Source organism: Legionella sp. 27cVA30, assembly GCF_024160945.1.
Taxonomy (GTDB): Bacteria; Pseudomonadota; Gammaproteobacteria; order Legionellales; family Legionellaceae; genus Legionella_A; species Legionella_A septentrionalis.
Genome location: NZ_JAMYXK010000002.1, coordinates 1,118,886 through 1,145,793, shown reverse-complemented (window position 1 = coordinate 1,145,793; position 26,908 = coordinate 1,118,886). Strand labels below are relative to the sequence as shown.

Sequence of the window (26,908 nt, the reverse complement as noted above, 5' to 3'; positions counted from 1 at the left end):
CTTAAGAATACAGGAGTTGTTACATGTTTTTTAACCGCAAAAAGATTGCCTCTTTGCTGCCTTCATTTTCTCCTGCGTTTGATTTTATAGGATATGCCTGGCAAAAAGAAAAGTTAATGCCAATAGCTATCTTGTGGGGAGTTCACGTAAAGCAACGCAAAGCTATAAGTGCTGCATTTACAGATTATAAAACGGCTTTTGTTTTTGGGAAGGCATCATGGCGAAGGGTGTTGCGCTCATTAGCCGAACTTCCTGAATATACAAGTTTGACATTTATTACTTATGGTAACGTGATTCCTAAGAAAGCGTTGCTATATGCAAAGAAAAATAAACTTGCTGTGCTGGCTCTGGAAAATGGCCCCTTACAAGGTTTAAATCATATTTCTCATCATTCATTAATTTTGCCATTAGTAATATATAAGCAAGAAAACTACAAACGCCCTACGCAGTCAAAGCTTAAGCAAATTTTAAACCAGTATAATTTTGCAGTGGATAAGCATGTAATCACCCGTGCCCGTCAGGGTATTGAGCATATGCGGGTAGCTAAAATAACTAATTATTTTAGTTTGCTGGATACGAGCATCCCTTTAAAGAAAGAGAAGCTTTACAGTGTATTAGTACTTGGGCAAAAAGAGCAGACTCACCTATCTTCAAGGTTAAAAAAATATATTAGCAACAGAGATTTAATTCAATTTGCCAAAAATGATCACCCCGAGGCAGATATATTTTTCAAACCTCACCCTGAAGCCTCGAGTGAAATTCCAGGATACATGAAAAAATTTTGTACCATTGTTGATGAAAGCTTGCCAATACATGAGCTGCTTAATCAAGTTGAGCATGTGGTAACTGTGGATGCAGTTATTGGCTTAGATGCTCTTTTCTATGGGAAGAAAGTTACCACTTATGGTAGGCCGTTTTATGCCGGGTGGGGGCTAACTGATGATAGAAATAAACGGATCAAAAGACCACGTACATTAAATTTGGAAGAATTGTTTGCCTGTGTGTATTTGCTAACACCGACATATTTCCATCCGCTCAGTAATCAAGCTATTGATTTTTTTGAGTTTTCTGCGTTTTTTTTAGTTGAACGGCTAAAAAATTCAAATTTATTTGCCGTATCTAACCATGCTTTAAACAAGGAATGGCTTACTTATTGCGAGAAATACCTTCCTGCATCGTTAAAGTTATTTCTTTATTTGCAAGGGACAGGCGCTCATGGGGTAGGGAAAATAGAGGAAATATTGGCTATTGCCAAACAAGATTTTAGTTTAAATGATTTTATGCAGTTTTCTTCTCTGCTTATTAAGTCAGGTAATTATGATGCGCTAGTTGCATATTGCAATTATTGTTTAGAATATTTAGTTGAGCAGGTCCATACATTACAACAATCTTATTATCTGCTTAATAATTTTTTCTACCATTTGGCTACCTGTCTAAAGAATGCAAGTGGAAGAATAATTAAACATGTGCCCAACTTAAATAAGCACTTGTTTGTAGAAGGTAAGATTTTAGAGAGTGATTACGAATTACTATTAAATTATTGTCGTTGTTTGTCTTTAAATATTCAATATGACGAGCTTGCAGAACTTATCGATAGAATATGCACTCATGATGAGTTCCACCATAATATCTTGTGTAAGTTATGCGATATATTATTACAAAGACCAGCCAGAAGTGAACGTAATGCAGCAAAACGCAATATATTACAACAGCAACTTGCCAATTATTATAAAAAGATTTTAAGCAACTCTTTTCCCGATAACTATGATGTATTTTTAAACCAAGCTTTATATTGCCAAAGTCTTGATGATGCGTCAGGCGTGATCGAGGCTTACAAAAATCATTTAGAATTATTTGCTAACAAATTTTCTTTTTCTGATGGACAGCTGAAACACTGTGGTGCTTTAGCTACACGTGCTGCACATTTTTTTACCTTGTTTAGGTTTTTATTAAAAAAAGGTTACTATGAATTAGCGCAAGATATTCTGCAGCGCATGAAAAGCCCCCAAACTGCAAAAAATATAGAAAATCTATCCTTTGAATATGAGTTAGCTCGAGGCAATTACAAAACTTATATCGCCAAATATAGTCAGTTAGATGAAAACTCTAGAAATGAACAAAAAAAGCTCGTCGATTATGCGCGTTCGTTAGTTAATATAGGTGAATTTGCTAGAGCAAAAGGTATTCTACAGCAATACCGGCAAAGATTAATGTCACCAGAAAAAAGGGTAGCAATTGAGGCTGAAATAAGCAAAATTGAATTTAGCATGCGTGCTGCAGAGATTTTAAATTCGCACTCTCAGCCTAAGTTGCCCAAAGGTGTTGTTTTTATTGCTTCACAAAAATGCTTTAATACATTGGCAATGCTGGCTCCTTGTTTGAAAGAAATTAAAAAAATGGGTTTTGCGGTCATTAACTTAACGCAAGGAATGCTGCCTAAGGCTCATACAGGTTTGGAGTATATTGATAAATTTGCTGATTCCATTCCAGCAAATTTAGCTAGTCCCGTGTTAAAACAATCGTGGTATGTAAATTGGAAAAACCGCATCGTTAGTGCTGATGGAGTTAATTATTACCAGGGTTTTTATGAGCGATTATCAGTAACTCATAGGATTTTTTTCGTTGATATTAATCAACCGGCAATTCATAGAGATTTTATCAGCAATTTAAACCGTTCGGATACAACCTTAACTGTCTGCAAACAAATATTCACAGAGGTAGTACAAAGAGGAATTCCCGTCGTTTTTCTAAGTGGCAATGCGCATGTAACCCCATTTTCTGTAATGCGAGATTATTGCCGCCATATGGATCATCCATTAATGTCTTTTGTTAGTGCAAATGTTGCTTATGAAAATTATTTTTCTAATCTAGGCAGTAAATACTCACACACCATGTGCGTTACGGATATGACTTTACATAAAAATACCCGGGCCCCATTTCTTCCGCGCGAAGATATGTTTAATGCCTGGTATAATAAAAATTACGATAATAAAACTTATCTTTCGCAAGCGAATAATTTAATCAATGTAAATCGCAACAGTTCTAGTGATGATGCGCAAGCACAAAAATGGCTCGACTTTTTAATACAACAAAAAAAGCAGGGGAAAAAAATCATTTGTTGTTTTGGCAAAGTCCCTTGTGACTTAGCTGTTCCTTATGATGGAGGGCCGGCGCACAGTGATATGGCAGATTGGATTAATCATACTATAGGCATTTGTGGAGATAATACTGGAATTGTTTTATTACTAAAACCTCATCCGCATGAATTGCGCCCGGAAATCGCTTTAGATTTAGTAGAAACTTTTAGTGATTTAATTCATATCGAGTTTAAGCCCAATGTTAAGTTATTGGCCCATCGCGATCTCAATACGCATGCACTAGCACCTTATCTTGACTTGGCCATTTTATGGAATGGTTCGGCAGGCTTAGAGTTAGCGGCACAGGGAGTGCCGGTGATGATGTGCTCTTATTTTGGCAAATATGACTATCCAGTTAATCTTATTTATCCTGAATCTAGAGAACAATATGAAAAATATCTTTTAAGTATGCAATATGAAAAGCCCAGCGAAGAAATTAGAAAAAAAGCTGCATTCTTAATTTGCTATATGGGAACTGATGAAATATCCATCCTTAACGATTATTCTATCCGTCAGGTAACCAACGATAAAGTGGGCATACCTCGCTGGCAAGAAGATAAAATTTCAATGTTTTTAGAACACGGCGATCCGAAGATGACCTTGGTGGCTTCGCGGATAGTTGAAAAATTTATACCGTTAAGTAGCGATTCTCAATCAGGTTTTATTGATTTTACTAAATTTCAGGCAAAGCTTCCGACAAACATCCAAATAAAAAAATTGGCCGAGCAAGGAATAAAAGAGTCAGTTAGTACATCTGTGTAATTTTATTAAGAATAAATTCTGCAACTGGCATATAGAGCATTTATATAGTTAGTTTCAGGTAATATTATGTTAATTCTCAGAATTAGTGGAGTTGCCCCCGTTAAACCGAACCATCTAGTTACCTATAATAGCTCTTCGATATTCTCTGGGAGCCATCATTTTTAATCCCTTGTGAGGGGCAATATTATTATAGTCCTCAAACCAACTATCCAAATTGTCCATCAAAGCAATAGCATTCATTGGGTCATATACCATGTTTTCTGGCTACATACGAGACTGTCATCCCAGGTTGATAAGTCTCTTGTACTATCTGTTGCTTCTCATATAAACCCAGCGACGTCTTGAGCTACTTGAATGAATTACTTCTATTACTTCCGCTTCTTTAGATATAGTCATAATACTAGTCCTATTACTAGTCGTTAGTTAACAACTAGCTGGACCGGTTTTAGTGGGGAGCATTCCAGTAAAACTAAATTTGTATGTTAAATCCATTAAGATGCAGGAACTTACAAAGCTTTTTTTGGCGGCAACCAATGGATTTGACCTGACAGGTAATTTCGTGAAGATAATACCGGTCAGATCAATTTGAAAAATAAATACTAGATTCTATAGCTCCCTACCTCCTAAAAGCCTTGTTAAGCGGCCTTCAAGAATTAATGGTTAACTCTGAACTGGGTAAAAATTTTGAGGAATTTTCTTCTGTGCTAGTAATAAAATTGTTTATTGCTTTAATTAAGTTAAGAACCAGTGTTTTTTTGTTGCCAATATAATCACCCTCTATGTGATTTACATTATGGTACCAAACGTCTGTTTTTTCATTTTCATCCAATTTTCGCCAATGTAACTCGGATGAGTTAGATAATAAGAAAGTTTTACAACCTAAACTGCCAGCTAGTTCAACAACTGTAGTGGCAGGTGCTATCATTAAATCCATGCATGACATCAGTGCTGCCACTGAACTAAGGTCATTGTATTGATCCAAATCGGTGTAGTTTACTATTTTAGCATTACAATTTTTTTCCACCCATGCAATTTCTGCTTCTGAATCATCGTATTGGAAGTTAAAAAATTGCACATTAGTGTTGGCAAATGCAGCAAATAATGGTTGTAAATCTTCTATGGTCAGGTAGTGTTCATCACGTGCATAAGTGACTAAGCTGCTGCGCCAGCTAATCCCTATATTAATGGTGTTCGTGGGAACTTTTTTTAGCCATTTTTGTTTTAGGGGCAAGGAAGGAGATAAGAATGGTTTTCCACTGATGGAGTGCTTATCTTTAATGATATCCCCTAAGAGATCACATGCCAGCGTGATTGCCTCGTATTCTTGAGCAATCAACCAAGCTTGATTGTCAAATAAATCATGCAACTCTAAGGTAGGTAACTTATTATATTGATTTAAATCGAGTTTATAACTTAATTTTCGTTGCCGAGGAACGGGAAGAAAGTCTAAATCAGGGTAAGAATTTACATATAATTCATATAAACGGGGTTCGCAAGTAAAGGTAACTTTTTTATTGGGAAAAAGATTGCTCATCTGGGGATATAAAGCAGAGAATCTGATTTCATCACCTGGCCCAAAAAAAGCAAGAACCAAAATACTTTTGGCTGTACAGCCGTTTGAAGATTGTATGTATTTATTCCCTAATACCAATTTTAAGGTTGCACAGCGAATATGGTCCCTATAGCTGCGATAAGCTTCGTAAATGTTGTTCGTTGCAAAATTATATTTTCTTAGCAATATCTCATCTACGGGCACGCCAAATCGTTTAATATTACAAGCCTCTGCCTGTGCAAAAAGTTCTTTTGCCCATTGATATTCATCCATGCGAATCGCTAGTTTTACGGCTTCTTGGTAAACTCTTAATGATGGGAAATGGATAATTAATTCTTCCAATATTTTTCGTGCTTCCTGATATTGCCCGGACAATGTGCATGCGCTGGCTAGGGCAAGATAATAAGGTAATGTTTGTGCAGGGTATTTAATTTGCTTTAAAATTTTTACTTGTTCATCGGCCTTTCCCATCACCATATAAGCTTTAGCCACACCTAAATGCATTAACTCAGTTTTTTCCTCATGACTTAATCGTTGTTGGGAAGCATAAAAAAAGGCGCGATCATAGGCAAAACAATCGCCAAACTGTGTTTCCAAAATATCTTTATTCAAAAGGATTTGTGAAAATGCAGAAGGGTCTTTTTTAATGGCAATCGAAAGAGAACGTATAATATTAATTCCATCCCCGATAAAATAGGAAACTGAGGCTTGAGCAATCTGCGCAGCATTATGATTGCCCAATTTTTCAAATCTAAATAAAATCTTGTATAAATTAATAGCGTCGTGAAAATGAAAAGTTGCTTTTGCAATTTCAGCGAGTTGGAAGAAAACTTCACGGGTTACTAAACCGCTTAACAGTAATTTATAAAAGATCTCTTCTGCTTCTGCATAGCGCTTTAGCGCAATTAACGCTTTTGCTGCATTGTATTCTGTTTCATACGTTTCCCGGGCAAGTGAGGTATCGAGACGCTTTTGAGCGATAGGATTTATTTCCTCCTCAGCATTATGGAGTGTGGATTTTTTTTGGTAAAAATCCATAAGATGTTCTAAAAGTTCATAGCTTTTTTCCCATTCTCTTCCTTGGGCTAAAATTTGGGCTATTTCCATAATAGTGGCATCCGATTCGCCGAGTTTTAGACCCTTTTGCAAGACTCCAATAATATCTTCGCTGGGGACTTTTCTCTTCAAAGCGGTTATTAATGGAGTAAAATAGTTCTGATTATTAGCAACGAGGCCAATGATTGCTGAAGCGAGGGCATAGTTGGCTTTTTTTCCGAAAATGTAATCGGAGGAAAAATTTAAATGATTTTTAATCAATTGTAAGTCATGTTTTGTTAATTTTTTTGATTTCAAAAGATCAAAAATTATTGGCCAATATTCACTTTCGCAAAGTAAGGATAATAAATTGCGGTTGGGTACTAATGTTTTTTCTAGAGTTTTTAAGGCACACAGCTCTGAATATCCTAAAATTTCAAACATGGTCGCTAATAAGCCAGAAGCTGAATCTTCGTGGATGATGGAATAACGCGTACATTTTAAAAATAAAAGAGCAAACAATTGATCAACTGATAATGAGCCGCGGGATTTTAAATTAGAAGAGCGATCATCTGTTAATCCCCAGCCAGAATAAAATGGCGTACCTGTAACTGTTAATTGTTTCTCATAAAAAATAGCATCTATGGCATTAAGCGCGTTTTTTGTGTAAATGTGATCGCTAAGATTAATTACTTCAGTTAAAGAAATTGCCTTGGTAATAATGCGGTATTGGTAGACTTTTCCATTGATGTTAATTTTTTTATAGATTAAATCATGACTAGGTTTTTTCTTGTCATCATAATATAAAAATTCCGCATCGGGGTTTTCTTCTATCGCTTGGGTAAGAAGCCCTACAGGCTTTTGCCAAAAATAATAAAAATTATTTTTTCTTGCCGGAATTATAAGAATTCGTTTTTTTAACTTAGGCCCTAAAAATTTTTTTGTATTAATTAAAGTTGGGTTATATGAATAGCCAAGTTTTAAAGCAATATATAATTTTCTTAGTAAGTGGGCTTGTTTTAAAGTTCCTGCATCGATTTCCAGATTTTTAATCTGGTTGTACAGATAATGTTTATGCAGCTTTTTTTCCCCTACAACAATTTTTTCTTCCAGAAAGGCAGCATATGCTTTGGGATATTGGGGATGACCAATAAAACCTCTTCTTAAAAAATAAGCATGGATGTTATTTTTAGCAGCAAATTTCAAGGCGAGGTTGTAGGCGCGTGCGCTACTGAGGTGGGTAATAAATAATGATATTTTAGGCTTTTCTAGGGGCACGAGTTTCTGAAGCTTATAAAAATCTCTTTCTTTTTGGATAAAAAATACTTGATAGTCACTAAAGAAATTAGAAAAAAACGCCTGTTTTTTTCTAATATCCCAAATTAAGGCTATTTCTTTTCCGGGGTCAAAAGCATTTATAGAATTTGCATTAAGGTCTAAAAAACTAGAGTGAAATAGTTTTTTAATTTTATTTGCATTTATTAAAAGTCCCTTTTTTGTATTATTTTTAAATTTTTTCCATATCTTCAACATAGTATATCCTTATAAAACAGTGGCCAGGAATTCCTGGCCAAGATGTTGGCTTTAATTTCAGAAAAAGACTAATCAATTAATTCCCAATGGGTACGAGTACCTGCCGCTATCTCTTGCGTTACTTTTTTCCCAATGATTTCAGTCCAGTATTTAGGGGCCAATCCATATCCGGGGCGAACACAACGAATGCATTCTGCGGTGATGGTTTCGCCCATTTTCATATGTTTTGTAAAATAAATTGAACGTTTAAATTGTTTTGATTTCTCTTCCGTTTGCGAAGCTTGATAATGTACTTTTCCAAGCGACTCCCAAGCTCTTTTTGTTTCTTCCACTAAAAGCTTTAATTCGTGTGGCTCCAAGGAAAAATTGGCATCCACCCCGCCTTCTGCTCTTGAAAGACAAAAATGTTTTTCAATTACCGTCGCCCCTAATGCTATCGCGGCAACAGGTACACCGATACCCATAGTGTGATCAGACAAACCCACCTGACAATTAAACATTTCAGCAAGGTGAGGGATGGTTCTAATATTGGCTTCAAGAGGTGAGGCGGGGTAGGCGCTTGTGCATTTCAATAATACAAAATTACTACATCCTGCTTCACGCAGGGTGTGAGTTATAAGCATTAAATCCTCTAAAGAAGCCATGCCGGTAGAAATAATGACAGGTTTTCCGGTGGCGGCGACTTTTCTAATCAATCGAACGTCTGTATTTTCAAAAGAAGCAATTTTATATGCTGGTGCATTAAGCTCTTCAAGAAAGTCTACCGCTGTTTCGTCAAAGGGGGTACTAAAGCAAATTAAACCACGTTTTTGCGCTTGAGCAAAAATGGGTTTATGCCATTCCCAAGGTGTGTGAGCTTCTTCATATAACTCATATAAGTGACGGCCATACCATAAGCTTTTCTCATCTAGAATTTTAAAATCATCCTGATCGACTTTTAAAGTCATGGTATCCGCTGTATACGTTTGCAACTTTAGAGCATGTGCTCCGGCATCAGCTGCAGCGTCTACAATAGCCAATGCTTTATCCAGGGATTGATTATGATTGCCGGACATTTCCGCTATGATAAAAGGGACGTTATCTTTACTGATTGTATAATGTGCGATTTTAAACATAATAAATCCTTTTTAATTGGTTTGTTTGATAAATCCGCAGCTCTCAAACATTTTTACGGAGGCTAAATTCGTTTCCTTAATTTGTGCTAAGAGTTTATCCGTATTATTTAGGGTTTGCATATAACGAATTGATTCTAGCAAAATTTGTTTTCCATAGCCTTTGCCTTGTGCCTGTGGAGCAAGATAAATATTTACCATGGCTTTTGTATTATCAACATCATAGCGCACTGTACCAATTAGCTGCCCTGCATGGCTTGCCATTAAGAAAACGCAATTGGCATCATTTACTTTTTTTTCACACCAAAGTTGGTGCTCGGGAAATGCAATGATTTTATTGTCAAGAGATTGCTCCCGTACTGAAAGATGATTGCGCCATTGATAGAGTAATTGCGTATCACTTATCATAAAACGCCGTAGAGCAATATTTTTTTGCTGGGGCTCAATTGGAAAATATGTTTCACGTAGGTAATTCAAAATTTTCGAATTCATCAGTTATTTCCTTTAAGAGATTCTGTTCGGGATTGGAAGCAAAAAGGTAGTTTGCGTTTTTAATATGCAAGGATGATTTTATATATTGGTTAATGGTTTTAGGGAGCATAGCCAAGTTTTCCACATAAATACCCAAGTTATCAGCCTGCAAGGCGTGGCATATTTGTTTTTGATTTTCAGCGGTGCAAATAATCAACGAAGGTAAATTTATAAAAAGTCGTTCAAGTACACTCACACCGCCGGCGTTAATCGAGAGATCAGCTCGAGTCAGTAAATCAAAATAATTATGTGGTTGTATATGAAAATCAATATTACTGTATCGAGAATATTTTTCGATGATGCCATCGTTATGCATATTCGCTTTGCCAAGCACTACCTCTACGGTAGTTTGTTGCAAAGCCGAATCCAAAATCCCTGCTAAAACCTTTTCGGTATAGTTTTTTACATCCATCCCGCCTAGAAAAACCAAAACATTCTCGATTATGTGCTTGCTTGGGGCAGAAGCTTGACGTGCTTTTTTTACTTGTCCTAGTTTAGGATTAATTAAGGCATAGCTTGGGCCCAATAGTTTTTTGCAGTATGAAGGAACAAGCCCATCATATCTGCATTCATAATTTTGATAATAATTATGATCCAATAGTAAATCACAGGTATGTAAGCGATTTGCCAGATCATCAATCACCATTAATTTTTTAACAGCAGGTTTAATTACTTTTTCCCAAGAGATATCCAAGCCATAAATATCCGTAATCATTAAGTCTACATTTCTATTTTTTATGAAATTTAGTGTTTCACGAGCATCCTCTTCTTGGCTGACGCCTAACCAAATAGAATAATCGTCACAAGGAAGATGAGTTTCGTAAATCTGTTTTTTACAAGGCGGATAAGGATGCAAAAAATATAAATAACCACGCTCTCGAATGATTGAATAACAATTGCCTGGTAAATCCCGGCATAAAAAAATAACTTCATGACCAGATTTGCTCAATGCGTCAGCCAATACCAAACAACGCATGACGTGACCAGAGCCTATCAATTGCGAAGCATCGGTGCGAATAATAACGAGCATATTATTCTCCTAATAATTGATAGAGCTTTTCCGCCCGCAACCAATCGTCCATCGTGTCAATGTCTTGCACGCGATAATGGGGAAGTAAAAAGGGCACAGATTGTTCAGTAAAAATGCTTTCTTCTTGTAAAAAGTCAGTTGCTTTTCCTAAATAGAACATACCAGCATCATGATATGCTTTTTCGAGATCTTGTGATCGTTTTTGCAGATTTTCTGGCCAAAACAGTTGCATTCGCTTTCCCTCTGTTATTCTGAAAGAGCGGAAGATGGGATAAGAAAATTCAGTTGCCGAAAAAACGAACTTGACATCTTCAGTCAGCAAAAATGTTGCTTGCCGTAGATCTTCAGCTCGCGTAAACGGAGCGGTTGCATAAAGGCAGCATAGTGAATCAATGAGCTGATTTTGCTCTGCAAACCAACGAATAGCATGTTTAATCACATCCATCGTTGTGGCAAAGTCATCAGCAATTTCTGCTGGGCGTATAAATGGTATCTCAGCCCCTAACCCATAGGCAACTTCTGCGATTTCTGGGTCATCCGTAGAAACAATTATCTTGTCGAATAAACCGGTAGTTTGTGCCGCTTCAATCGAATAAGCAATAATTGGCTTACCGCAAAAATTTTTAATATTTTTTCTCGGGATGCGTTTACTACCCCCACGCGCGGGTATAAGTGCTATCTTCATAACTAACTTAATTTTTATGATTTATGAATCATAATTCATAAAAAAATATCTTTGTGCAATATAAATTTTATATCAATAGGACAACACTAAAAAATTTTAAACATAAGTAGTTAACATGGTTTAATTAGTTTAAGATAGGTACGAGTGCACGCGCGTGTATTCATATTTGCGATTAAAAATTTTGTTGCTACACTATTAAGTTGCAACACTAAACTTTCCATGGATAACAAGGATGAAGAAATGAAAAAGATACTTTCAAAAATTATTAATCGTTATACAACTGCTGCTTATGTAGCGTTATTCAGCAATGCTGCTTTAGCGCAAAATGGCTTTATGTCTAGTGGCGGGTGGGTTGCTGCTGGCGCTTTGGCTGTCGTAACAATCGTTGGTGTAGCAGCTGTTGCAGCTAAGTCAGATGATGACGATAGTTCTTCCACAAATTTACTCAGCTAATAGTTTAACTGGGTGGCTATATTTTTTTAGCTGCCCAGTTAATCCTGCCTTAAGCATTCCGGGTAGAAAGGTTTTGCATTTAATTAAAAAGCTTGGTACTCCAAATTTGTAACAATAAAATAAAACTCACCACGGCAACGCCGCACACCAGCCAGCAATAGCTGACCAACTCTCCCCCGGGAAGCTCTTCTCTAAAAACATTCAATAAAACAGAACCCGCTAAAAATGCCACCATAAAGGCGACGACGACTGCATTGACCGGTTCGAAAATCACCGAGCATAACCAGCCGAGTAACAAAAAAAGAATCAGGATAAAACGACCGACATGATTAAATTCAGTGGCATGCAAGCGGGAAAATTTTTTATCGGTTAACACAAAGTTTAACGCCATGGAAAAGGTGAATAATGCTGTGGCGCTTAAACTGACTTGTGCACGTAATGACATGGTATAAGTGATAAGGAAATTATAAAGGCAAAACATGAATAAGTGTAAGGCATATACAAGGCCGCGGGTTTGCAAGTATTTAGAGCGTTCGGCAGCCAATTCCATACCGTAGTAAATCAAAAAGCCCGCCAATGCCACCAGGTAAATCATCAATTCTGAAAAAGGGGTAAGCCAGTGGCTTTGGATTAAAAATTTGCCCATAGGTTCATTGTACTCAACCAGGTTAGGCAGCATATGCAAGAAAACATAGGCAATGGCTGTTCCTCCGGCAAATGAAATAAAAGCCTTGCCATTGCCGGGCAGATGCCTGGCAAACCAGGGGCTCAGATAATGAAAGAGAACCAAGATTAAGGTAGATAGAAAAGCAACCAGCAGGTGAATTTTAGATATCCAAATCACGAAAAATCCTTGCATGTTTCCAACTTGTTTATACATTATCATTTGTGTGCAGGATAAAATAGCGTCATGCCCATGTCAGTGGGCATGATGAATGCAATAATAAATATTATGGCTAGGCGTTAGATTTAAGCCATTGCTTCCATGCTGCAATGTCATATTCACCGTATTGCTTGCCGCTGATGCGTTTTAAAAGCTTATATGCCATATCATGATTGTTGGGTTGTTTTAATTGCAACATTTGCAATAATGGTTCACTGGCTTCACGGCGAATAAATTGTTTTGCTGCAGGCAAGTGTGCGGCATGGTAGAGGACGAGTAAAGATTTGTTGCGATCCGTTGTAATGGGCGAAGATAATAAATTGATAAAGGGAGAGATGTTAATATTATAAATGCGAGCTTTTGCCATAGTGCTGCCAATTACCCGAATGGCATTATTTTTTACCAGACTCTCATTGTCTTCTACATAGGGCATCAATTCGGAAAGAATAAAATAGGGATCGCTCATGTGCCCAACGAGAAAAATCGCTGCGCCTCGCCTTTCTGCATCCGGATCATTTTTGATCGTGGTTAAGATGAAATCCTTTTGCTGCCTGGCTCCCTGGTTAAATTTAGTTAGATAAGCTTTTAGCTGCGGATGCTTGAAGTTTTCAATACAATGAAAAACCGGGCAATTATTGGGCTTAATATCTTCTTTTTGAATCTTTTTATCATTGAATAATGTTGCAAGAATCCGTTGATATTCTATCATTTCTGCAATGACATCTTGGGCTTGTTTGGATCTCGTATACGGTTTTCCTGTTTTTTGCGGCAGGAATTTCATGCGCTCAGGATGAGCTGCAGAAACCACCTCAAGCGTGGTATACAATTCCTTGTTTGGGATATAAAAAATAGTTGTTGCTTCCGCAAAGAGAAGATGTTCGCGCTGTTTAATGTGATTAAGCAATGCGGTGCGTTTTTTCTGCAATTTTTTTAATGCGGGAGGCTCTGGTATTTCTTCCATCACGGAAAAATCTTTACCCTGCGCTCGCACTATGGCTTCAATTTCGGCATTGATTGCTGTTTCAACTTCGCTGATTTGTTTGCCATAGCGCTGTAGTAATAGCTTGCTTCGTTCTACCTCTACTCCATAAACATCGACAATGGCGTGAGCAAAAATATTGAAATTTAGCAGGCAGCCCATAAAAAATAATCCCAATTGCTTCATATTTGTTCCTTCGATAATCCCAAAAGAACCCCGCCAGAAGCGGGGTTTACTGGTTATATATCCCACTTGCCATCCATACTCATGGATGCACTGTTGCTATTTACTATGGCAGTGCCGGATTGGAATAATGTCCAATATAAACCTTGTTCTTGCCTTCCTCCGGCTACTTGCTGCAAATCTTCATATGCCAGCACAGTTGCTGTTTGATATGCCAAAACGCGCTCTTTTTTATTATTGTTGTCCTTAACGTATTAATCAGTGGTAGGCTTCTTGTTGAAGTTTGGTAAAAAGCCGAGCTTCATTTAAAAAAACATGCTTTTGTGCTTGTTCTGTAAGTTGCTGCTCAATCCCATGTTGGTAATCCATTAAATAGTGTTTGCACTGCGAGGGTGACCAGACAAAATTTTGTTTTTTTGCTAAAAGAAATTGCACAAATACATCCAGCATCGGTATGTAAGGGTTGCATTCCTCCGCCCATAAAAACTGTCCTTGCTCGTTGATTTCTAAAAAAATGTATTGATTATCTTCCGTTACAATAAAATCCATGGAGCCGAAGACCAGCCCCAGGCTTTGCATGAATTGGCGGATCTGCTGAATGAGCTTTTGCGGCAAAACATAATGTTCCGTGCGCATTTCTCCGCTTGGAATAGCCCGCCAATCATATTGGCCTTTAGGATGTTCTTGTGAAAACAATTTGACGGCCATAATGTAGTGTCCAAAGCAAGTGACGCGTAATTCATACTGCTTACGGATTGCCCGCTGGTATATGCCTGGGGTGCTTCTTAGCACATCTTCAGCAGGTAAAGCTGCAGCATTGATGCGCGTGGTATACGTGGCTTTAAGGGAAGCTTCATCGAACCAAAAATTGGCACATAAAGGTTTATAAATCACGCCATGACGTGTATGTTCCATTAAAAAAGCATGCACATCTTTAGGGTTATTGGAAAATAAAGTAGGAGGGATGCTCATCCCGCATTGTGCTGCTTTCTTAAGTTGCAGAATTTTAGAATTTGCGGCGGCAGCGGCATCCTTGGGATTTACCCACCAGGCATGGGGAGCAATATGTCGGGTCCAAGCTTCATGAAAAGCAAGGTTTTCTCGACAAATAAACCGGTAATCATCAGGATGGTTCATTTCTTTTGGGACAAAAGGTTTGCGGGCGCGACGCCACCATACTACTTCGTACTCTTCATCCGCTATGGTTTGGTAGGGGTCTGTAACTTTCCAGGAAGATTGCCTGTTATTGATTGAAATGGAGCTGGTTTGCTGGCTGGGTTGATCGGCCGTAAATATTAACCGCACCGCATGCCCCATGCTTTTTAATGCAAGTTGCACGGCGACAGCATGAGCATCATCCGGCTCTGTAAAAATTAAAATATTCATTTCCATAAATTCCCGTGATTTTGGACTTGTAGGCCTAAACGGCTTTCCTTGTTAAGTACTTAATTTTCCTAATGTTAAGTAATTAACTGCGACATTTTTCAATAAATTAATTTTTTCTGCAATAGCCACCCAAAAAATTGTACGGTTTCACAACTAATTGAAATGAAAAGAATTTTACTTCGTGGATAAGTCATGATCCAATTGTTTCAAATAAATCAATGGTGCTTATTTTAAATTCATAGAATCAATTTTAATGACAGACTGTGTTTAAAAAGATAAAATGCCGCCCCTTTTTGTCATTTTTTGTACAAGTATGACCAGTTTTACCAATAAAAGAATAATAAAATTTTTGCGCAATTGGGGTTATGAAGCAGATGAAGAGCGGGATTTGGAATTTATTCAATCTATTCAGGATGAGGCAGGCAAGGAGAAACGCAAAAAGCTGACAAGGTTTTTTGTGGAAAAGATAATTACACTTTTCTTATCGACCGATAAAGAATTAAAAGTAACTCGTGTGCAAATGGCACGGCCGCGAAGAACGGGAGTTAATTATACTCCGTCTTCTCCCGTGAGCCCTGCAAAAACAAAGTCGCCTGTTGATAAGATTAAAAAGAAACCTACAAGCCAGCTGTTGGCTATTCTGGCCCAACCTGATCAGGGCATAAAGTATGCTGCCATTATCGAGCAGCACGGGAAAAACATGGATTCTCCTGCTGTTGAATTTCTGTTAGAGGAAATACCCGAAGAAAAAATCAGGAAAGCTGAAGAATTGACTTTGACTCCGAAAAGACGGCACGCATCCGGGCCACACGGGACACCTTATAAAAGGGTATTAAAGACTACTGTTGGTGATTTGTATCGACAGCAGGAAGAATCCGAGACAATTGTTCTTACCAATACGCCTGCCAAAACCCATTTGGAAAAAAAATTTCCCGGCTTACATGGCAAACCTAATCATTTCGAATTTATTGTAGAACGTCAGACTATCTTAGAGCGGCTGGATAAAAAAAGAGAATGTTCGCAAAAACAAGTTACTGGCTATTCGGCTGCTGATTTTTTTAAAGAATTAGGGGTAACGATAAAAAAGAAATTATTTGGCAGCCATTATCATTTATGTCACGTGCAGGGTTTTAGCCTGGGAGGCAAGCAAGCCAAAAATAACTTGCACGCAGGTTCGGAGGGAAGTAACTACACTCTTTTATTTTATGGGGAGGATCCGATACGTAGGATGCTGTTGGATGAAGAATCAGGGATTAACACCATCAAGGTCCATGGCCAGGTGATTTACCATGAAGAGGTAGAAACCCCTAAAGAAATCATTTATACGATAACCTTGGACAATGGGAAAACGATAGAAAAAATTATCGAGCCCCTGAGTTATCACAAACCTACCCTTTTTGATAACAAAGCGGCATTTGCTTTGTTTAAAGCCAATGCAAGGCAACTCTTTTCCGATGAGGAGGATACAGAAGATTTTCTGGATGTTGAGATGGAAAAATTAACATTTTCTGAATTCGAAGGGGAAATGAGGCAAAACCTTCCTATGCAATAGTCGATATTGGCTTATTTTGTTCGCAGCGTTTCATGCAGGAGCGGAAGTAAGTATATAATCGTTTTATTTATCAGCGTGAGTTTCCAATGGATGAGCCGAAGAGCAAATCGCAAAAAAAGCGCGAAGCAGATGCTTTACAAAAAGTTGGAGTTAAATTAATTGAATTCAATTTGGATAAATTGGATAAGCTACCTTTAACTCCGCAATTAAAGCAAGCCATCATCGCCGCCAAATCCATCCGTAGCCACGGAGCCAGCAGGCGGCAGGCCCAGCTCATTGGCAAATTGATGCGGGCGGCCGATCACGAAGCCATACTTGCAGCTTATGAAAAGCTGCAAGATGAAGAAAATGCACAAACTGCTTCTTTTCACCAAGCGGAAGAATGGCGTGCGCGTTTAATTGCAGGCGGGAATCAGGCATTAGCCGAATTCATCGACATTTATCATCCCGATGATGTGCAACAATTACGCCAGTTGATTAAAAAGGCAGTCAGTGATCAGGAAAATGAAAAAAATACGGGTGCCAGCAGGGCGTTGTTTCGTTATCTAAGGTTGTATTTACAATGAATTTTTCATTATTTGTCAGTTGCCCCAAAGGTTTGGAATATCTTTTGGAAGATGAATTAAAAGTATTGGGCCTTAAGGTGACGCAAGTCAGTCCGCAAGGGGTTTACGGGCAGGCAAATTTAAGCACAGTTTACCACTTGTGTTTATGGACACGCCTGGCCAACCGTATACAGCTTGTTTTATTTAGTGGACAAGCCCACAATGAGCAAGCTTTATATAAACTTTGTCATGATTTCCCCTGGCAAACGGTGTTTGCCGCGGATAAGACACTGGCAATTGAATTCCACGGTTCTTCTGCGCACATCCGCAATTCCATGTATGGTGCTCAGGTGGTTAAAGATGCCATTGTTGATCATTTCCGCCGCCTGCATGGAGGTCGGCCATCGGTGGATCGCGATAAACCACAAATTTTACTGCATGCCCACCTCAAGCATGACACGCTGACCGTAAGTTTTGATTTGACGGGATATAGTTTGCACCAGCGCGGTTATCGCACTCAAGCGGGAGCTGCCCCACTTAAAGAAAACATCGCGGCAGCCATGCTCATTCGTGCCAAGTGGCCGAAATTGGCTGACGAAGGATTTGCTTTGCATGATCCTTTTTGTGGCTCGGGCACGCTCGTTATAGAAGCTGCCATGATGGCCGCCCACATTGCCCCCGGATTGTTAAGAACGGATCAAGCACTGCAGCATTGGGCCATGCACCAGGCTTCCTTGTGGGAAAAAATGCGATTGCAAGCCCTGCAGCAAGTGAAACCTGTTTCCATAAAATTATTAGGTACAGACAGTAAACCGCAACTCATTGCCATGGCTCGTGCCAATGCAGAGCGGGCGGGGGTGTCCGGTTTGGTGGAATTTGCTGTTAAGCCATTGGCAGAATGCAAAGCTCCTGCCGGCACAGGATTAGTCATTTGCAATCCGCCTTATGGGGAGCGTATGGGGGATGCAACCCAATTAGTCCCTTTGTATCAGCAGTTTGGGAAAGTGCTTTTCGAGTCTTACCCAGGTTGGCATGCGGCTTTTCTGACTTCAAATCCATTATTGGCTAAAGCTACCGGTTTGCGTGCAGATAAACAGTACACTTTGTATAACGGTGCACTTGAATGCAAGCTATATTCACTCACATTAACAAACAATCAATTAAAGGGTGCTGCGAGTGGAAAACTGTCGTCGGGTGCGCAAATGTTTGCAAATCGTTTGCAAAAAAATGTCGCCCATCTACAAAAATGGGCTAAACGCAATGAAATCCATTGCTATCGGGTCTATGATGCGGACTTGCCAGAATATGCGTTTGCGATTGATGTGTATGAAGACCATGTGGTCTTGCAAGAATATGCAGCTCCTGCGTCTATTCCCGGGCATAAGGCAGAGCAGCGCGGTTTGGACGTTTTGCAAGTGGTTCCAGCTGTATTAGGTATAAAACCTGAGCATGTGGTGATTAAAAGACGTCAGCAGCAAAAAGGTGCAAATCAATATCAGAAAATGAATCAAACCGGGCGTAGCATGGTCGTGAGGGAAGGTCGGGCTAGGTTAAAAGTGAATTTATACGATTATCTGGATACGGGTTTATTTTTAGATCATCGCCCCTTGCGTTTGCGTTTTGCAGGGCTGCAGCCTGGAACCCGTTTTCTAAATTGCTTTTGTTATACTGCCACAGCCAGTGTGCATGCAGCCTTGGCTGGCGCTTTTACGACCAATGTGGATTTATCCAAAACTTATTTGCAATGGGCAGAAGATAATTTCAAATTAAATAAGCTGCCACTGGCCAGACATCAGTTTGTACAACAGGATTGTCTAAGCTGGATGAAAATAGCACGGGAGCGCTTCGACGTCATTTTTCTAGATCCGCCCAGTTTTTCCAATTCCAAACGCATGAGCACCACGTTGGACATCCAGCGTGATCATGAGGCATTAATTTCTTCTGCCATGCGCCTTCTACAAGAACGTGGAACATTGTATTTCTCCACTAATTTAAGGCAATTTAAGCTATCGCCGGCCATAAGTGAGCAATATAAAGTACAAGATATCAGTGCGGATACGATCGATGTGGATTTCAAACGCAACAAGCGCATTCATCATTGTTTTATCATCCGGCATCAAGGCAAGGCCCATGAAGGGTAAATTATTTATTTGATTGTTTTATGAGCCGACCTATTTGCCAATATGTTGAGTACAAGTAAAACTTAAGTCTTTTTCGCCAGGTTCGCTGCTATGATTTTTATATCATTTCGGGGATGAGATGATGATTAAAATGATAGGGTCTTGTATTTTTTAAAAAAACAGACAGAGTTTTACTCTATTCATTCACAAAGTTATCCACAGTACCATACGGAAGAAATTATCCGCAGTAACAAAAAAAATTGTTAAAAAACAATAAGATAATGATGAAACTGTTTTACATCTTAAAAAATTATTAAATTTATTCACAGATTGACAAATTGTTTTTTTTGCTAACAAATTTATAAAAAATAATTTTTTTGCAAACTTTTTGTTTATACTTATTACTTTTTTTAAAGCCAATCCAAAATATTAAGCCATGATGAGTGATATAATTGAGCGGAAATCGCTGACTGAATTTACCGAAAAAGCATATCTGGATTATTCCATGTATGTGATTTTGGACCGTGCGCTGCCGCATATTGCCGATGGTTTTAAACCCGTGCAGCGGCGGATTGTATATGCTATGTCGGAGCTTGGATTAAAAGCCACGGCAAAATATAAAAAATCAGCTCGAACGGTCGGAGATGTATTGGGTAAGTTTCACCCTCATGGCGATTCAGCTTGTTATGAAGCCATGGTTTTAATGGCCCAGCCTTTTTCATATCGCTACCCGCTTGTGGATGGGCAAGGTAACTGGGGGTCAACCGATGATCCCAAATCCTTTGCAGCGATGCGTTACACTGAGGCAAGGTTATCTGCTTATGCCGAGCTTTTACTGGCAGAATTACAGCAAGGTACGGTCGATTGGGTGGATAATTTTGATGCTACCTTGCAAGAGCCGGCATTGTTGCCTGCAAAACTTCCAAACGTTTTGCTCAATGGTGCGACGGGTATTGCGGTGGGAATGGCATCGGATATTTTGCCACATAATTTAACCGAAGTTGCCAATGCCTGCATTCATTTGCTTGAGTATCCGGATGCAGATTTAGCTGCCATCTTGGAATTTATCAAAGGCCCTGATTTCCCTACGCAAGCAGAAATTATTTCCAGCAAGGAAGTATTAGCAAGCATTTATGCCACCGGTGGCGGCTCCATTAAAATGCGCGCCGTGTATCGAGTAGAAAAACAACAGATAGTGATTACCGCACTGCCTTATCAAGTTTCAGGTGCCAAGGTGATGGAGCAAATTGCGCTACAGATGCAGCAGAAAAAATTACCGATGGTTGAAGATTTACGCGATGAATCAGATCACTTGCACCCCACGCGCATTGTCATCATCCCCCGTTCAAACCGGGTTGATGTGGAAGGGTTAATGCTGCACTTGTTTGCTACCACCGATTTGGAACGCAGTTACCGTGTAAATTTTAACATGGTGGGTTTGGATGGTAAGCCTCGGGTTAAAAATTTATTGGATATATTAAATGAATGGCTAACATTTCGCCTGCATACGGTAACCAGACGTTTGCAGCACCGTTTGCAAAAGGTTTTAGATCGTTTGCATGTGTTGCAGGGTTTGTTAATTGCTTATTTAAATCTTGATGAAGTGATTGCCGTTATTCGTGAAGCGGATGAACCCAAGCAGGCATTAATGACGCGCTTTGGCTTAAGCGAGCGGCAAGCAGATGCCATACTCGAGACAAAGCTGCGGCATCTGGCAAAGCTTGAGGAAATAAAATTGCGTGCAGAAGCGGATGAACTCAAGGCAGAACAGCTTAGCCTGCAGGAAATTTTAGGCAGCAGTGCACGTTTGCGCCATTTGGTAAAAGAAGAAATTATTGCTGCACGTGAACAATATGGCGATGTGCGCCGTTCTCCCATTATTGAGAGGGAAACCTCACAAGCGTTAAAAGAAGAAGATATTTTACCCAACGAACCCATCACGGTAATCCTTTCGGAAAAAGGTTGGGTGCGTGCAGCCAAGGGCCATGACGTAGCAGGCCATGAGTTGGGGTATAAAGCAGGCGATGCATTTAAAGCGCAAACCAATGCACGTACGAATCAACTGGTATTGTTTTTTGATAGCGAAGGAAAAGTCTATTCATTGCCTGGACATGCGCTGCCTTCTGCTCGGGGACAAGGTGAGCCGCTTACCGGCAAATTAAATCCCGCCGATGGTATGGCGTTTACTGCACTCATCAGTGGCGAGCCTGAGGATTGGGTATTGTTGACCAGCGATGCCGGTTATGGGTTTTTAACACAACTGAAAGAATTGTATGTAAAAAACCGTAATGGTAAAGCTTGTTTGAAATTGCCAGCCAACAGCCAGGTATTGCCACCGCGATTATTGGCCAGTAAAGCTGAGGCACACATTGCTTGCGCAACAAATACCGGACGCTTGTTATTGTTTGCGAGCAATGAATTGCCTGAGCTTGCTCGTGGCAAGGGTAATAAATTGATTAATATTCCTGCTGCCAAGTTGGCGCACAGGGAAGAGTTTGTTATCGATGTGCAAGTCCTGACGCTTGAAGAATCTTTGATGGTATGTGCCGGGAAGCGTCATTTCACCCTTAAGAAAGCCGATTTACAGCATTACTTAGGGGAACGTGGGCGGCGTGGGAATCGTTTGCCGCGCGGCTTGCAAAATGTCACCGCGCTTAAGGTAATACAAAATTAAACGTTTTCTTGGCTGACCTGATTTATTTTACTTTCCAGGGAGCTGATGAATTCCGTCAATTGATGGCGCCGCTGTTCCTGTTGCGTTTGACAAGTGATTAATTCATGGCTTACCTGCAACGCGGCTAATAACAGAATTTGATAATCATCAAGCTGCCTGAACTGATTTTTTTTCTCCTGCATGCAAGCATTGAGCTTTATTGCAGCACGTTGCAAACCTTCTGCCTCGTTCTCGGGGCATTTGATTTCATAAGATTTACTTAATAAACGGATTGTACTGGATTTTGTTTTTGTCATAAATTAACCCCATTATCTCTCATCTGCATTTATTTGCATTTTGCCAGATAATTCCCGCTGAAATTGATTAATTGGATCGCACGTATGAGAGTTGCACCTTGGCAAAGTGTAGCAATTTTGGTTTGTTCGGGCAAATCAGTTATGATTATGGGTTTGTTGACAGAGATTTAAACTACCTATGAGCAGCATGCAATTACATTTGCCGGATTATCAACTTTTTCTCGACGCAATTGCCCCTCTGGCGTTACCCATTTCTCCCAGTGAATTGCATGGCATCATTTGCGGTTTTTTATGCGCAGGCGAGTTGCAAAAAGGGGAAACTTATTTGCGTACTTTGTTGCTGCATAAAAGCAATGAATCTACACGCGCCGCACTTTCCATTATTTTTGAAGTATTTACGATAAGCCAACAACAGATAGGCAATTTTGATTTTGAGTTTCAACTCATGCTTCCCGATGATGAAACCCCGCTAAGGGATCGCGCACAAGCATTTGGCGAGTGGTGCAGTGGCTTTATGCAAGGGTTGAGGATGTCAGGCGTTGACGTGAATCAGTTACAGGAAGAAGATGCGCAGGATGCTCTGCAACATTTGGCTGAATTTTCACAACTCGACTATGAGTCTTTACATGTAGACGAAGAAGATGAGCAGGCATTGCTGGAAGTAAGCGAATATGCGCGTCTGGCTGTGTTGCGTATTTATAATGACTTGCTGCAAGACAAACTGGATGGCAATTCTGAAATTGCTCATTAAAATTTTCCAAAAAATTAGCGCAAGGGGATGCGATGGATTCGAGAAAAGAATATCAAATCAGACGCCGTGTTTTGGCGGATAAATTGCCGCCGCACTCCCTGGCTATTATTCCTGCTGCCAGCGAGTCATTACGCAATGGCGATGCGCATTACCGTTTTCGCCAAGACAGCGATTTTTATTATTTAACGGGTCTCAACGAGCCGGATGCGCTGTTGTTAATTACTGCAAATCCCGGGAGTGAAAGTTTTTTATTTAACTTACCCAAGGATTTGAGCAAGGAGCAGTGGACAGGTATGCGCCTTGGGCAAGAAGCCGCGCCGGAAATCCTTGGGGTGGATAAAGCTTACCCGCTGGACAGTTTTCCAATGCGCTTGGTTGAATTCATGGCAGGCAGGGCAAGCATTTATTATCCCATCAGCCGTTACCCTGCGCTGGATAATAATATTAAACAGGCATGGCTGCTGGTCAAAGATCAGGTGCGGCGGGGAGCACTCGCCCCTGAATCTTTCCATGATCTCACCCCGATTTTAAGCGAAATGCGTTTGTTTAAAAGCGGCGCCGAACTCGATCTCATGCGTGAAGCGGCGCGGATTTCTGTAGCCGCGCATCAGCGCGCCATGCGTTTTTGCCGGCAGGCGGAATATGAATATCAACTTGAAGCCGAACTCTTGTATGAATTTATCCGGGAAGGTTGTCGCAGTGTGGCTTATGATCCCATTGTTGCTTCTGGAGATAATGCTTGTATCCTGCATTATACAGCCAATGATAAACCGCTGCGGTCGGGTGATTTATTGTTGATTGATGCTGGCGGTGAATATAAAAATTACGCTGCCGATATCACGCGTACCTATCCGGTAAATGGCCGGTTTAGTGCCGAACAGCGGCAAATTTACGAGTTGGTATTGCGTGCACAGAAGGCGGGTATCGCTTGCATCCGCCCAGGTTGCGCATGGGATAAAATACAAAAAACCATGGTAGAAATATTGACAGCGGGTCTTGTGGATTTGGGAATTTTACAAGGCCATACTGAGGATTTAATAGAAAGCGAAGCATATAAACCTTTTTACATGCATCAATCTGGGCACTGGCTGGGGTTGGACGTGCATGATAGCGGCCGCTACAAGCTCGAGGGAGAATGGCGCACCTTGCAACCTGGCATGGTGTTGACCGTAGAGCCAGGCTTATATTTTCATCCTGATTTAAACTGCATAGATCGCCGTTGGCGGGGCATTGGAGTACGCATCGAAGATGATGTGCATGTCACAGCCGATGGGCATGAGAATCTAACTCATGCATTAGCGGTTGAAGTCGAAGAGCTTGAGGCAATGATCCGTGGTTGAAAAAGAGATCGATATCCTAATAATTGGTGGTGGGTTAACCGGCGCCACCTTGGTGCTGGCATTGGCGGCGATGGATTTGCAAGTCTTATTAGTAGAAGCACGCCCGTTTTCCGACAAAATTAAGGCTGATTTTGATTCCCGCAGTTTGGCCTTGTCGCCTGCCAGCGTGCAAATTCTAACCAAGATAAATGTCTGGCCAAAATTAAAAAACCATGCCATGCCCATTGAAACCATTCACGTGTCGGAAAAATTGCAATTTGGCAGTGCGCGCCTTGAAGGTAACCGCCAGCACCCGCTTGGGCATGTGGTAGAAATGCAGCACATTCAAACAGCGCTGCATGAATTATTGCCTGCGCAGCAGATTTTAGCTCCGGCGTCGTTGTTGGCTTTGGACGCGAAAGCGGGGATTGCCACCATTCATCATGGCGATGCATGCATTAAAGTCAAGGCAAAATTAATCGTTGCCGCGGATGGCTCTGATTCCTGCGTGCGCCAGTTATGCGGTTTATCTGCTGAAATTAAAGATTACAAGCAGCATGCCTTGGTGGCGAATATGGGCTTGTCACGGCCACATCGGCAGTTTGCTTATGAGCGCTTTACCCGCTCAGGACCTATGGCATTGCTTCCCATGACGGATTTGCGTGCTGCTTTGGTTTGGTCTTTAGCTCCTGCTGATGCCGAAAAGATGCATTCGCTCCCCGAGCCGGATTTTTTGGCGATCCTGCACAAGGAGTTTGGCTATCGTTTGGGGCGTTTCACTAAGGTAGGGCAACGTTCTTTATATCCTCTGCGTCAAATCATCATGCCTAAGCAAACGGCTTGGCCGATCATTTTTGTAGGAAATGCGGCTCATACCTTGCATCCGGTGGCGGGGCAGGGATTTAATCTTGGTCTTCGTGATGTCGCTGTATTAGCGCAATGCATTGCCCAAAAAGGGTTAAACCCTGGTATGCTCAACCATTATCAACAGCTTCGCCAGCATGATCAACATTTAATCACCCGTTTAACGGATGGATTGATAAGTTTATTCAGCAGCCGTATTCCAGGCTTTGCCGGAGTGCGCAGCCTAGGGTTAATTGCTTTAAACCATACGTCTTTTTTAAAGAAATTATTAATGCGCTATGCTTCCGGTTACGCCGGCATTGTACCGAATTTGGTATGCGGGATTCCTCTAGAGCAAAGTGCGGAGGCAAGCCATGAGTGAATATTATGACGTGTTGGTGCTCGGCGGCGGCGTTGTAGGTTTAAGCGCTGCAATCGCCATGCGACAGCGGGGGTATTCGGTAGGCATAGTCGATGCAGGCATGCTCGCTGCGGATATTGCCAAACCAGATGCGCGCGTTTATGCAATTAACCAAGCTTCCCAATCTTTATTGCAGGCATTGGCCGTCTGGGAGCAGATTATAAAAAGCCGTATTTCACCTTATACCAATATGTATATTTGGGATGCGGCCAATCAGGCGCATATTGAGTTTGATGCGCGTATGGTGGGTACGGATAGGTTAGGAACTATTATTGAAGAATCGGTGTTAAAGCAAGCCTTGCTGGCCAGAGCTGCCGAGCTTGGCGTATCTTTTTTTGCAAATAATAAAGTGCACGCTGTAGCTCCTGATAGCGAAGAAATCCGTGTGGCTGCAGGCGCCAATGCATGGCGTGCCAAATTGCTGATGATTGCTGATGGGGCGAATTCAGCAACCCGGGATTTATTGGGGGTTGAGCTCACCAGTTGGCCTTATCACCAGCAAGCCATAGTAGTTAATGTGCGTACAGAATATGCGCATCAATACACGGCTTATCAAGTGTTCAATGCTGATGGCCCACTGGCTTTTTTGCCGCTTGCCGATGCTCATGAATGCTCTATCGTTTGGTCAACCACGCAGCAGCGTGCCCAATTTCTAATGGGTTTGAGTGAAGAAAAATTTAACCAGGAACTAACCCGCGCTTTTGCAGCAAAACTGGGACGTGTGCAGATAGCAAGTACACGATACCAATTTCCCTTACACATGCGGCATGTCAAACAATACCAGGGGATGCGTTGGATGCTGATGGGAGATGCGGCGCATACCATCCACCCTTTAGCAGGCTTAGGGCTTAACTTAGGTTTGGAAGATATTAGCGCATGGTTATCCATATTGGATGCACAATTGGCCTGGTCTCCCAAGGAGCTTCGTGCTTATCAGCGACAACGTAAATATGCAGTGTGGCAAATGATTGCTGCCATGCAGGGCTTGAAAACGCTGTTTGCCAATCCGTTAAGGCCGGTAATCCACTTACGTGGCTTGGGATTGAATGCCTGCAATCAGCTGCCTATATTAAAGCGTTTCTTCATTGAGCAAGCTGCTGGCAGTCGCATGGGTGCGCAATTTTAA

Annotated in this window: 21 protein-coding genes; 10 read left to right on the top strand and 11 right to left on the bottom strand. The window is 40.6% G+C overall.

All coding sequences use genetic code 11. The features are described from left to right. Positions 1–23: 23 nt before the first annotated feature. Positions 24–3,899, top strand: a complete 3,876-nt coding sequence (locus NKV53_RS10785) for a hypothetical protein (protein ID WP_253351118.1) — start codon at positions 24–26, stop codon at positions 3,897–3,899. A 244-nt stretch (positions 3,900–4,143) separates the two neighbouring features. Here the strand turns inward: NKV53_RS10785 and NKV53_RS12095 are convergent, their stop codons facing one another. From NKV53_RS12095 to pseF, 6 genes are all read right to left on the bottom strand, one after another. Next, positions 4,144–4,209: a hypothetical protein gene (locus tag NKV53_RS12095; RefSeq protein WP_371923216.1), complete on the bottom strand. Its 66-nt coding sequence runs from the start codon at positions 4,207–4,209 to the stop codon at positions 4,144–4,146. Positions 4,210–4,545: 336 nt separating this feature from the next. Beyond that, positions 4,546–7,764 carry a hypothetical protein gene (locus tag NKV53_RS10780; protein ID WP_253351115.1) on the bottom strand — a complete coding sequence of 1,073 codons (3,219 nt, stop codon included), beginning with the start codon at positions 7,762–7,764 and terminating at the stop codon, positions 4,546–4,548. Positions 7,765–8,087: 323 nt separating this feature from the next. Beyond that, entirely contained in the window at positions 8,088–9,134 is a 1,047-nt protein-coding gene (gene pseI, locus NKV53_RS10775) for a pseudaminic acid synthase (RefSeq protein ID WP_253351113.1), read from the bottom strand. A gap of 12 nt (positions 9,135–9,146) precedes the next feature. Further along, positions 9,147–9,623, bottom strand: coding sequence for a GNAT family N-acetyltransferase (locus NKV53_RS10770; protein ID WP_253351111.1), 477 nt, complete (start codon positions 9,621–9,623; stop codon positions 9,147–9,149). After that, a complete protein-coding gene (gene pseG / locus NKV53_RS10765; protein ID WP_253351109.1) occupies positions 9,592–10,692 on the bottom strand; it encodes a UDP-2,4-diacetamido-2,4,6-trideoxy-beta-L-altropyranose hydrolase in 1,101 nt (366 codons plus the stop codon). The genes NKV53_RS10770 and pseG overlap by 32 nt, the downstream gene beginning before the upstream one ends. 1 nt (position 10,693) lies before the next feature. Beyond that, the gene (gene pseF, locus NKV53_RS10760; protein ID WP_253351108.1) at positions 10,694–11,377 is read right to left on the bottom strand and encodes a pseudaminic acid cytidylyltransferase; all 684 of its coding nucleotides are present in this window, start codon (positions 11,375–11,377) and stop codon (positions 10,694–10,696) included. Between the two features lie 240 nt (positions 11,378–11,617). Between pseF and NKV53_RS10755 the strand changes: the two genes are divergently transcribed. Continuing rightward, positions 11,618–11,830: a hypothetical protein gene (locus NKV53_RS10755; protein ID WP_253351107.1), complete on the top strand. Its 213-nt coding sequence runs from the start codon at positions 11,618–11,620 to the stop codon at positions 11,828–11,830. A 79-nt stretch (positions 11,831–11,909) separates the two neighbouring features. On the opposite strand, the gene NKV53_RS10750 is transcribed toward NKV53_RS10755, so the two are convergent. The 4 genes from NKV53_RS10750 to NKV53_RS10735 form a co-directional block, all read right to left on the bottom strand. Further along, a complete protein-coding gene (locus NKV53_RS10750) occupies positions 11,910–12,710 on the bottom strand; it encodes a ZIP family metal transporter (RefSeq protein ID WP_253351106.1) in 801 nt (266 codons plus the stop codon). A gap of 76 nt (positions 12,711–12,786) precedes the next feature. After that, positions 12,787–13,878 carry a hypothetical protein gene (locus NKV53_RS10745; protein WP_253351105.1) on the bottom strand — a complete coding sequence of 364 codons (1,092 nt, stop codon included), beginning with the start codon at positions 13,876–13,878 and terminating at the stop codon, positions 12,787–12,789. Positions 13,879–13,931: 53 nt separating this feature from the next. Further along, the gene (locus tag NKV53_RS10740; RefSeq protein ID WP_253351104.1) at positions 13,932–14,093 is read right to left on the bottom strand and encodes a hypothetical protein; all 162 of its coding nucleotides are present in this window, start codon (positions 14,091–14,093) and stop codon (positions 13,932–13,934) included. A 40-nt stretch (positions 14,094–14,133) separates the two neighbouring features. Next, entirely contained in the window at positions 14,134–15,261 is a 1,128-nt protein-coding gene (locus NKV53_RS10735; protein ID WP_127111024.1) for a RimK family alpha-L-glutamate ligase, read from the bottom strand. A gap of 313 nt (positions 15,262–15,574) precedes the next feature. Here NKV53_RS10735 and NKV53_RS10730 point away from each other — a divergent pair, with 313 nt between their 5' ends. The 4 genes from NKV53_RS10730 to parC all read left to right on the top strand — a co-directional run bounded on the left by NKV53_RS10730 (position 15,575) and on the right by parC (position 22,152). Continuing rightward, positions 15,575–16,813, top strand: coding sequence for a hypothetical protein (locus NKV53_RS10730; RefSeq protein WP_127111025.1), 1,239 nt, complete (start codon positions 15,575–15,577; stop codon positions 16,811–16,813). Positions 16,814–16,899: 86 nt separating this feature from the next. Further along, entirely contained in the window at positions 16,900–17,379 is a 480-nt protein-coding gene (gene yjgA, locus NKV53_RS10725; RefSeq protein ID WP_126953214.1) for a ribosome biogenesis factor YjgA, read from the top strand. Next, positions 17,376–19,499 carry a bifunctional 23S rRNA (guanine(2069)-N(7))-methyltransferase RlmK/23S rRNA (guanine(2445)-N(2))-methyltransferase RlmL gene (gene rlmKL / locus NKV53_RS10720; RefSeq protein ID WP_253351103.1) on the top strand — a complete coding sequence of 708 codons (2,124 nt, stop codon included), beginning with the start codon at positions 17,376–17,378 and terminating at the stop codon, positions 19,497–19,499. Before yjgA ends, rlmKL begins: the two co-directional genes overlap by 4 nt. 418 nt (positions 19,500–19,917) lie before the next feature. Beyond that, complete coding sequence (gene parC / locus NKV53_RS10715) at positions 19,918–22,152, top strand: DNA topoisomerase IV subunit A (RefSeq protein WP_126953336.1); 2,235 nt, start codon at positions 19,918–19,920, stop codon at positions 22,150–22,152. On the opposite strand, the gene NKV53_RS10710 is transcribed toward parC, so the two are convergent. Beyond that, on the bottom strand, positions 22,149–22,448 hold the full coding sequence (locus NKV53_RS10710) for a cell division protein ZapA (protein WP_126953212.1): 300 nt from the start codon (positions 22,446–22,448) through the stop codon (positions 22,149–22,151). The genes parC and NKV53_RS10710 overlap by 4 nt on opposite strands. A 178-nt stretch (positions 22,449–22,626) precedes the next feature. Here NKV53_RS10710 and NKV53_RS10705 point away from each other — a divergent pair, with 178 nt between their 5' ends. The 4 genes from NKV53_RS10705 to NKV53_RS10690 are packed head-to-tail and all read left to right on the top strand — an operon-like array spanning position 22,627 to position 26,908. Beyond that, positions 22,627–23,199 carry a UPF0149 family protein gene (locus NKV53_RS10705; protein WP_126953211.1) on the top strand — a complete coding sequence of 191 codons (573 nt, stop codon included), beginning with the start codon at positions 22,627–22,629 and terminating at the stop codon, positions 23,197–23,199. A gap of 32 nt (positions 23,200–23,231) precedes the next feature. Further along, the gene (pepP, locus tag NKV53_RS10700) at positions 23,232–24,539 is read left to right on the top strand and encodes a Xaa-Pro aminopeptidase (protein ID WP_126953210.1); all 1,308 of its coding nucleotides are present in this window, start codon (positions 23,232–23,234) and stop codon (positions 24,537–24,539) included. Next, complete coding sequence (locus NKV53_RS10695; protein WP_126953209.1) at positions 24,532–25,743, top strand: FAD-dependent monooxygenase; 1,212 nt, start codon at positions 24,532–24,534, stop codon at positions 25,741–25,743. Before pepP ends, NKV53_RS10695 begins: the two co-directional genes overlap by 8 nt. Continuing rightward, entirely contained in the window at positions 25,736–26,908 is a 1,173-nt protein-coding gene (locus NKV53_RS10690) for an FAD-dependent monooxygenase (protein ID WP_126953208.1), read from the top strand. Before NKV53_RS10695 ends, NKV53_RS10690 begins: the two co-directional genes overlap by 8 nt.

Excerpts from the sequence above, each read along its gene's own strand:
- pseF (WP_253351108.1), bottom strand. The coding sequence starts at position 11,377 with ATGAAGATAGCACTTATACCCGCGCGTGGGGGTAGTAAACGCATCCCG.
- rlmKL (WP_253351103.1), top strand. The coding sequence starts at position 17,376 with ATGAATTTTTCATTATTTGTCAGTTGCCCCAAAGGTTTGGAATATCTT.
- NKV53_RS10690 (WP_126953208.1), top strand. The coding sequence starts at position 25,736 with ATGAGTGAATATTATGACGTGTTGGTGCTCGGCGGCGGCGTTGTAGGT.
- pseI (WP_253351113.1), bottom strand. The coding sequence starts at position 9,134 with ATGTTTAAAATCGCACATTATACAATCAGTAAAGATAACGTCCCTTTT.
- NKV53_RS10705 (WP_126953211.1), top strand. The coding sequence starts at position 22,627 with ATGAGCAGCATGCAATTACATTTGCCGGATTATCAACTTTTTCTCGAC.
- NKV53_RS10755 (WP_253351107.1), top strand. The coding sequence starts at position 11,618 with ATGAAAAAGATACTTTCAAAAATTATTAATCGTTATACAACTGCTGCT.
- NKV53_RS10785 (WP_253351118.1), top strand. The coding sequence starts at position 24 with ATGTTTTTTAACCGCAAAAAGATTGCCTCTTTGCTGCCTTCATTTTCT.
- parC (WP_126953336.1), top strand. The coding sequence starts at position 19,918 with ATGAGTGATATAATTGAGCGGAAATCGCTGACTGAATTTACCGAAAAA.
- NKV53_RS10710 (WP_126953212.1), bottom strand. The coding sequence starts at position 22,448 with ATGACAAAAACAAAATCCAGTACAATCCGTTTATTAAGTAAATCTTAT.
- NKV53_RS10730 (WP_127111025.1), top strand. The coding sequence starts at position 15,575 with ATGACCAGTTTTACCAATAAAAGAATAATAAAATTTTTGCGCAATTGG.
- pseG (WP_253351109.1), bottom strand. The coding sequence starts at position 10,692 with ATGCTCGTTATTATTCGCACCGATGCTTCGCAATTGATAGGCTCTGGT.
- pepP (WP_126953210.1), top strand. The coding sequence starts at position 23,232 with ATGGATTCGAGAAAAGAATATCAAATCAGACGCCGTGTTTTGGCGGAT.
- NKV53_RS10750 (WP_253351106.1), bottom strand. The coding sequence starts at position 12,710 with ATGTATAAACAAGTTGGAAACATGCAAGGATTTTTCGTGATTTGGATA.
- NKV53_RS10770 (WP_253351111.1), bottom strand. The coding sequence starts at position 9,623 with ATGAATTCGAAAATTTTGAATTACCTACGTGAAACATATTTTCCAATT.
- NKV53_RS10745 (WP_253351105.1), bottom strand. The coding sequence starts at position 13,878 with ATGAAGCAATTGGGATTATTTTTTATGGGCTGCCTGCTAAATTTCAAT.
- NKV53_RS10735 (WP_127111024.1), bottom strand. The coding sequence starts at position 15,261 with ATGAATATTTTAATTTTTACAGAGCCGGATGATGCTCATGCTGTCGCC.
- yjgA (WP_126953214.1), top strand. The coding sequence starts at position 16,900 with ATGGATGAGCCGAAGAGCAAATCGCAAAAAAAGCGCGAAGCAGATGCT.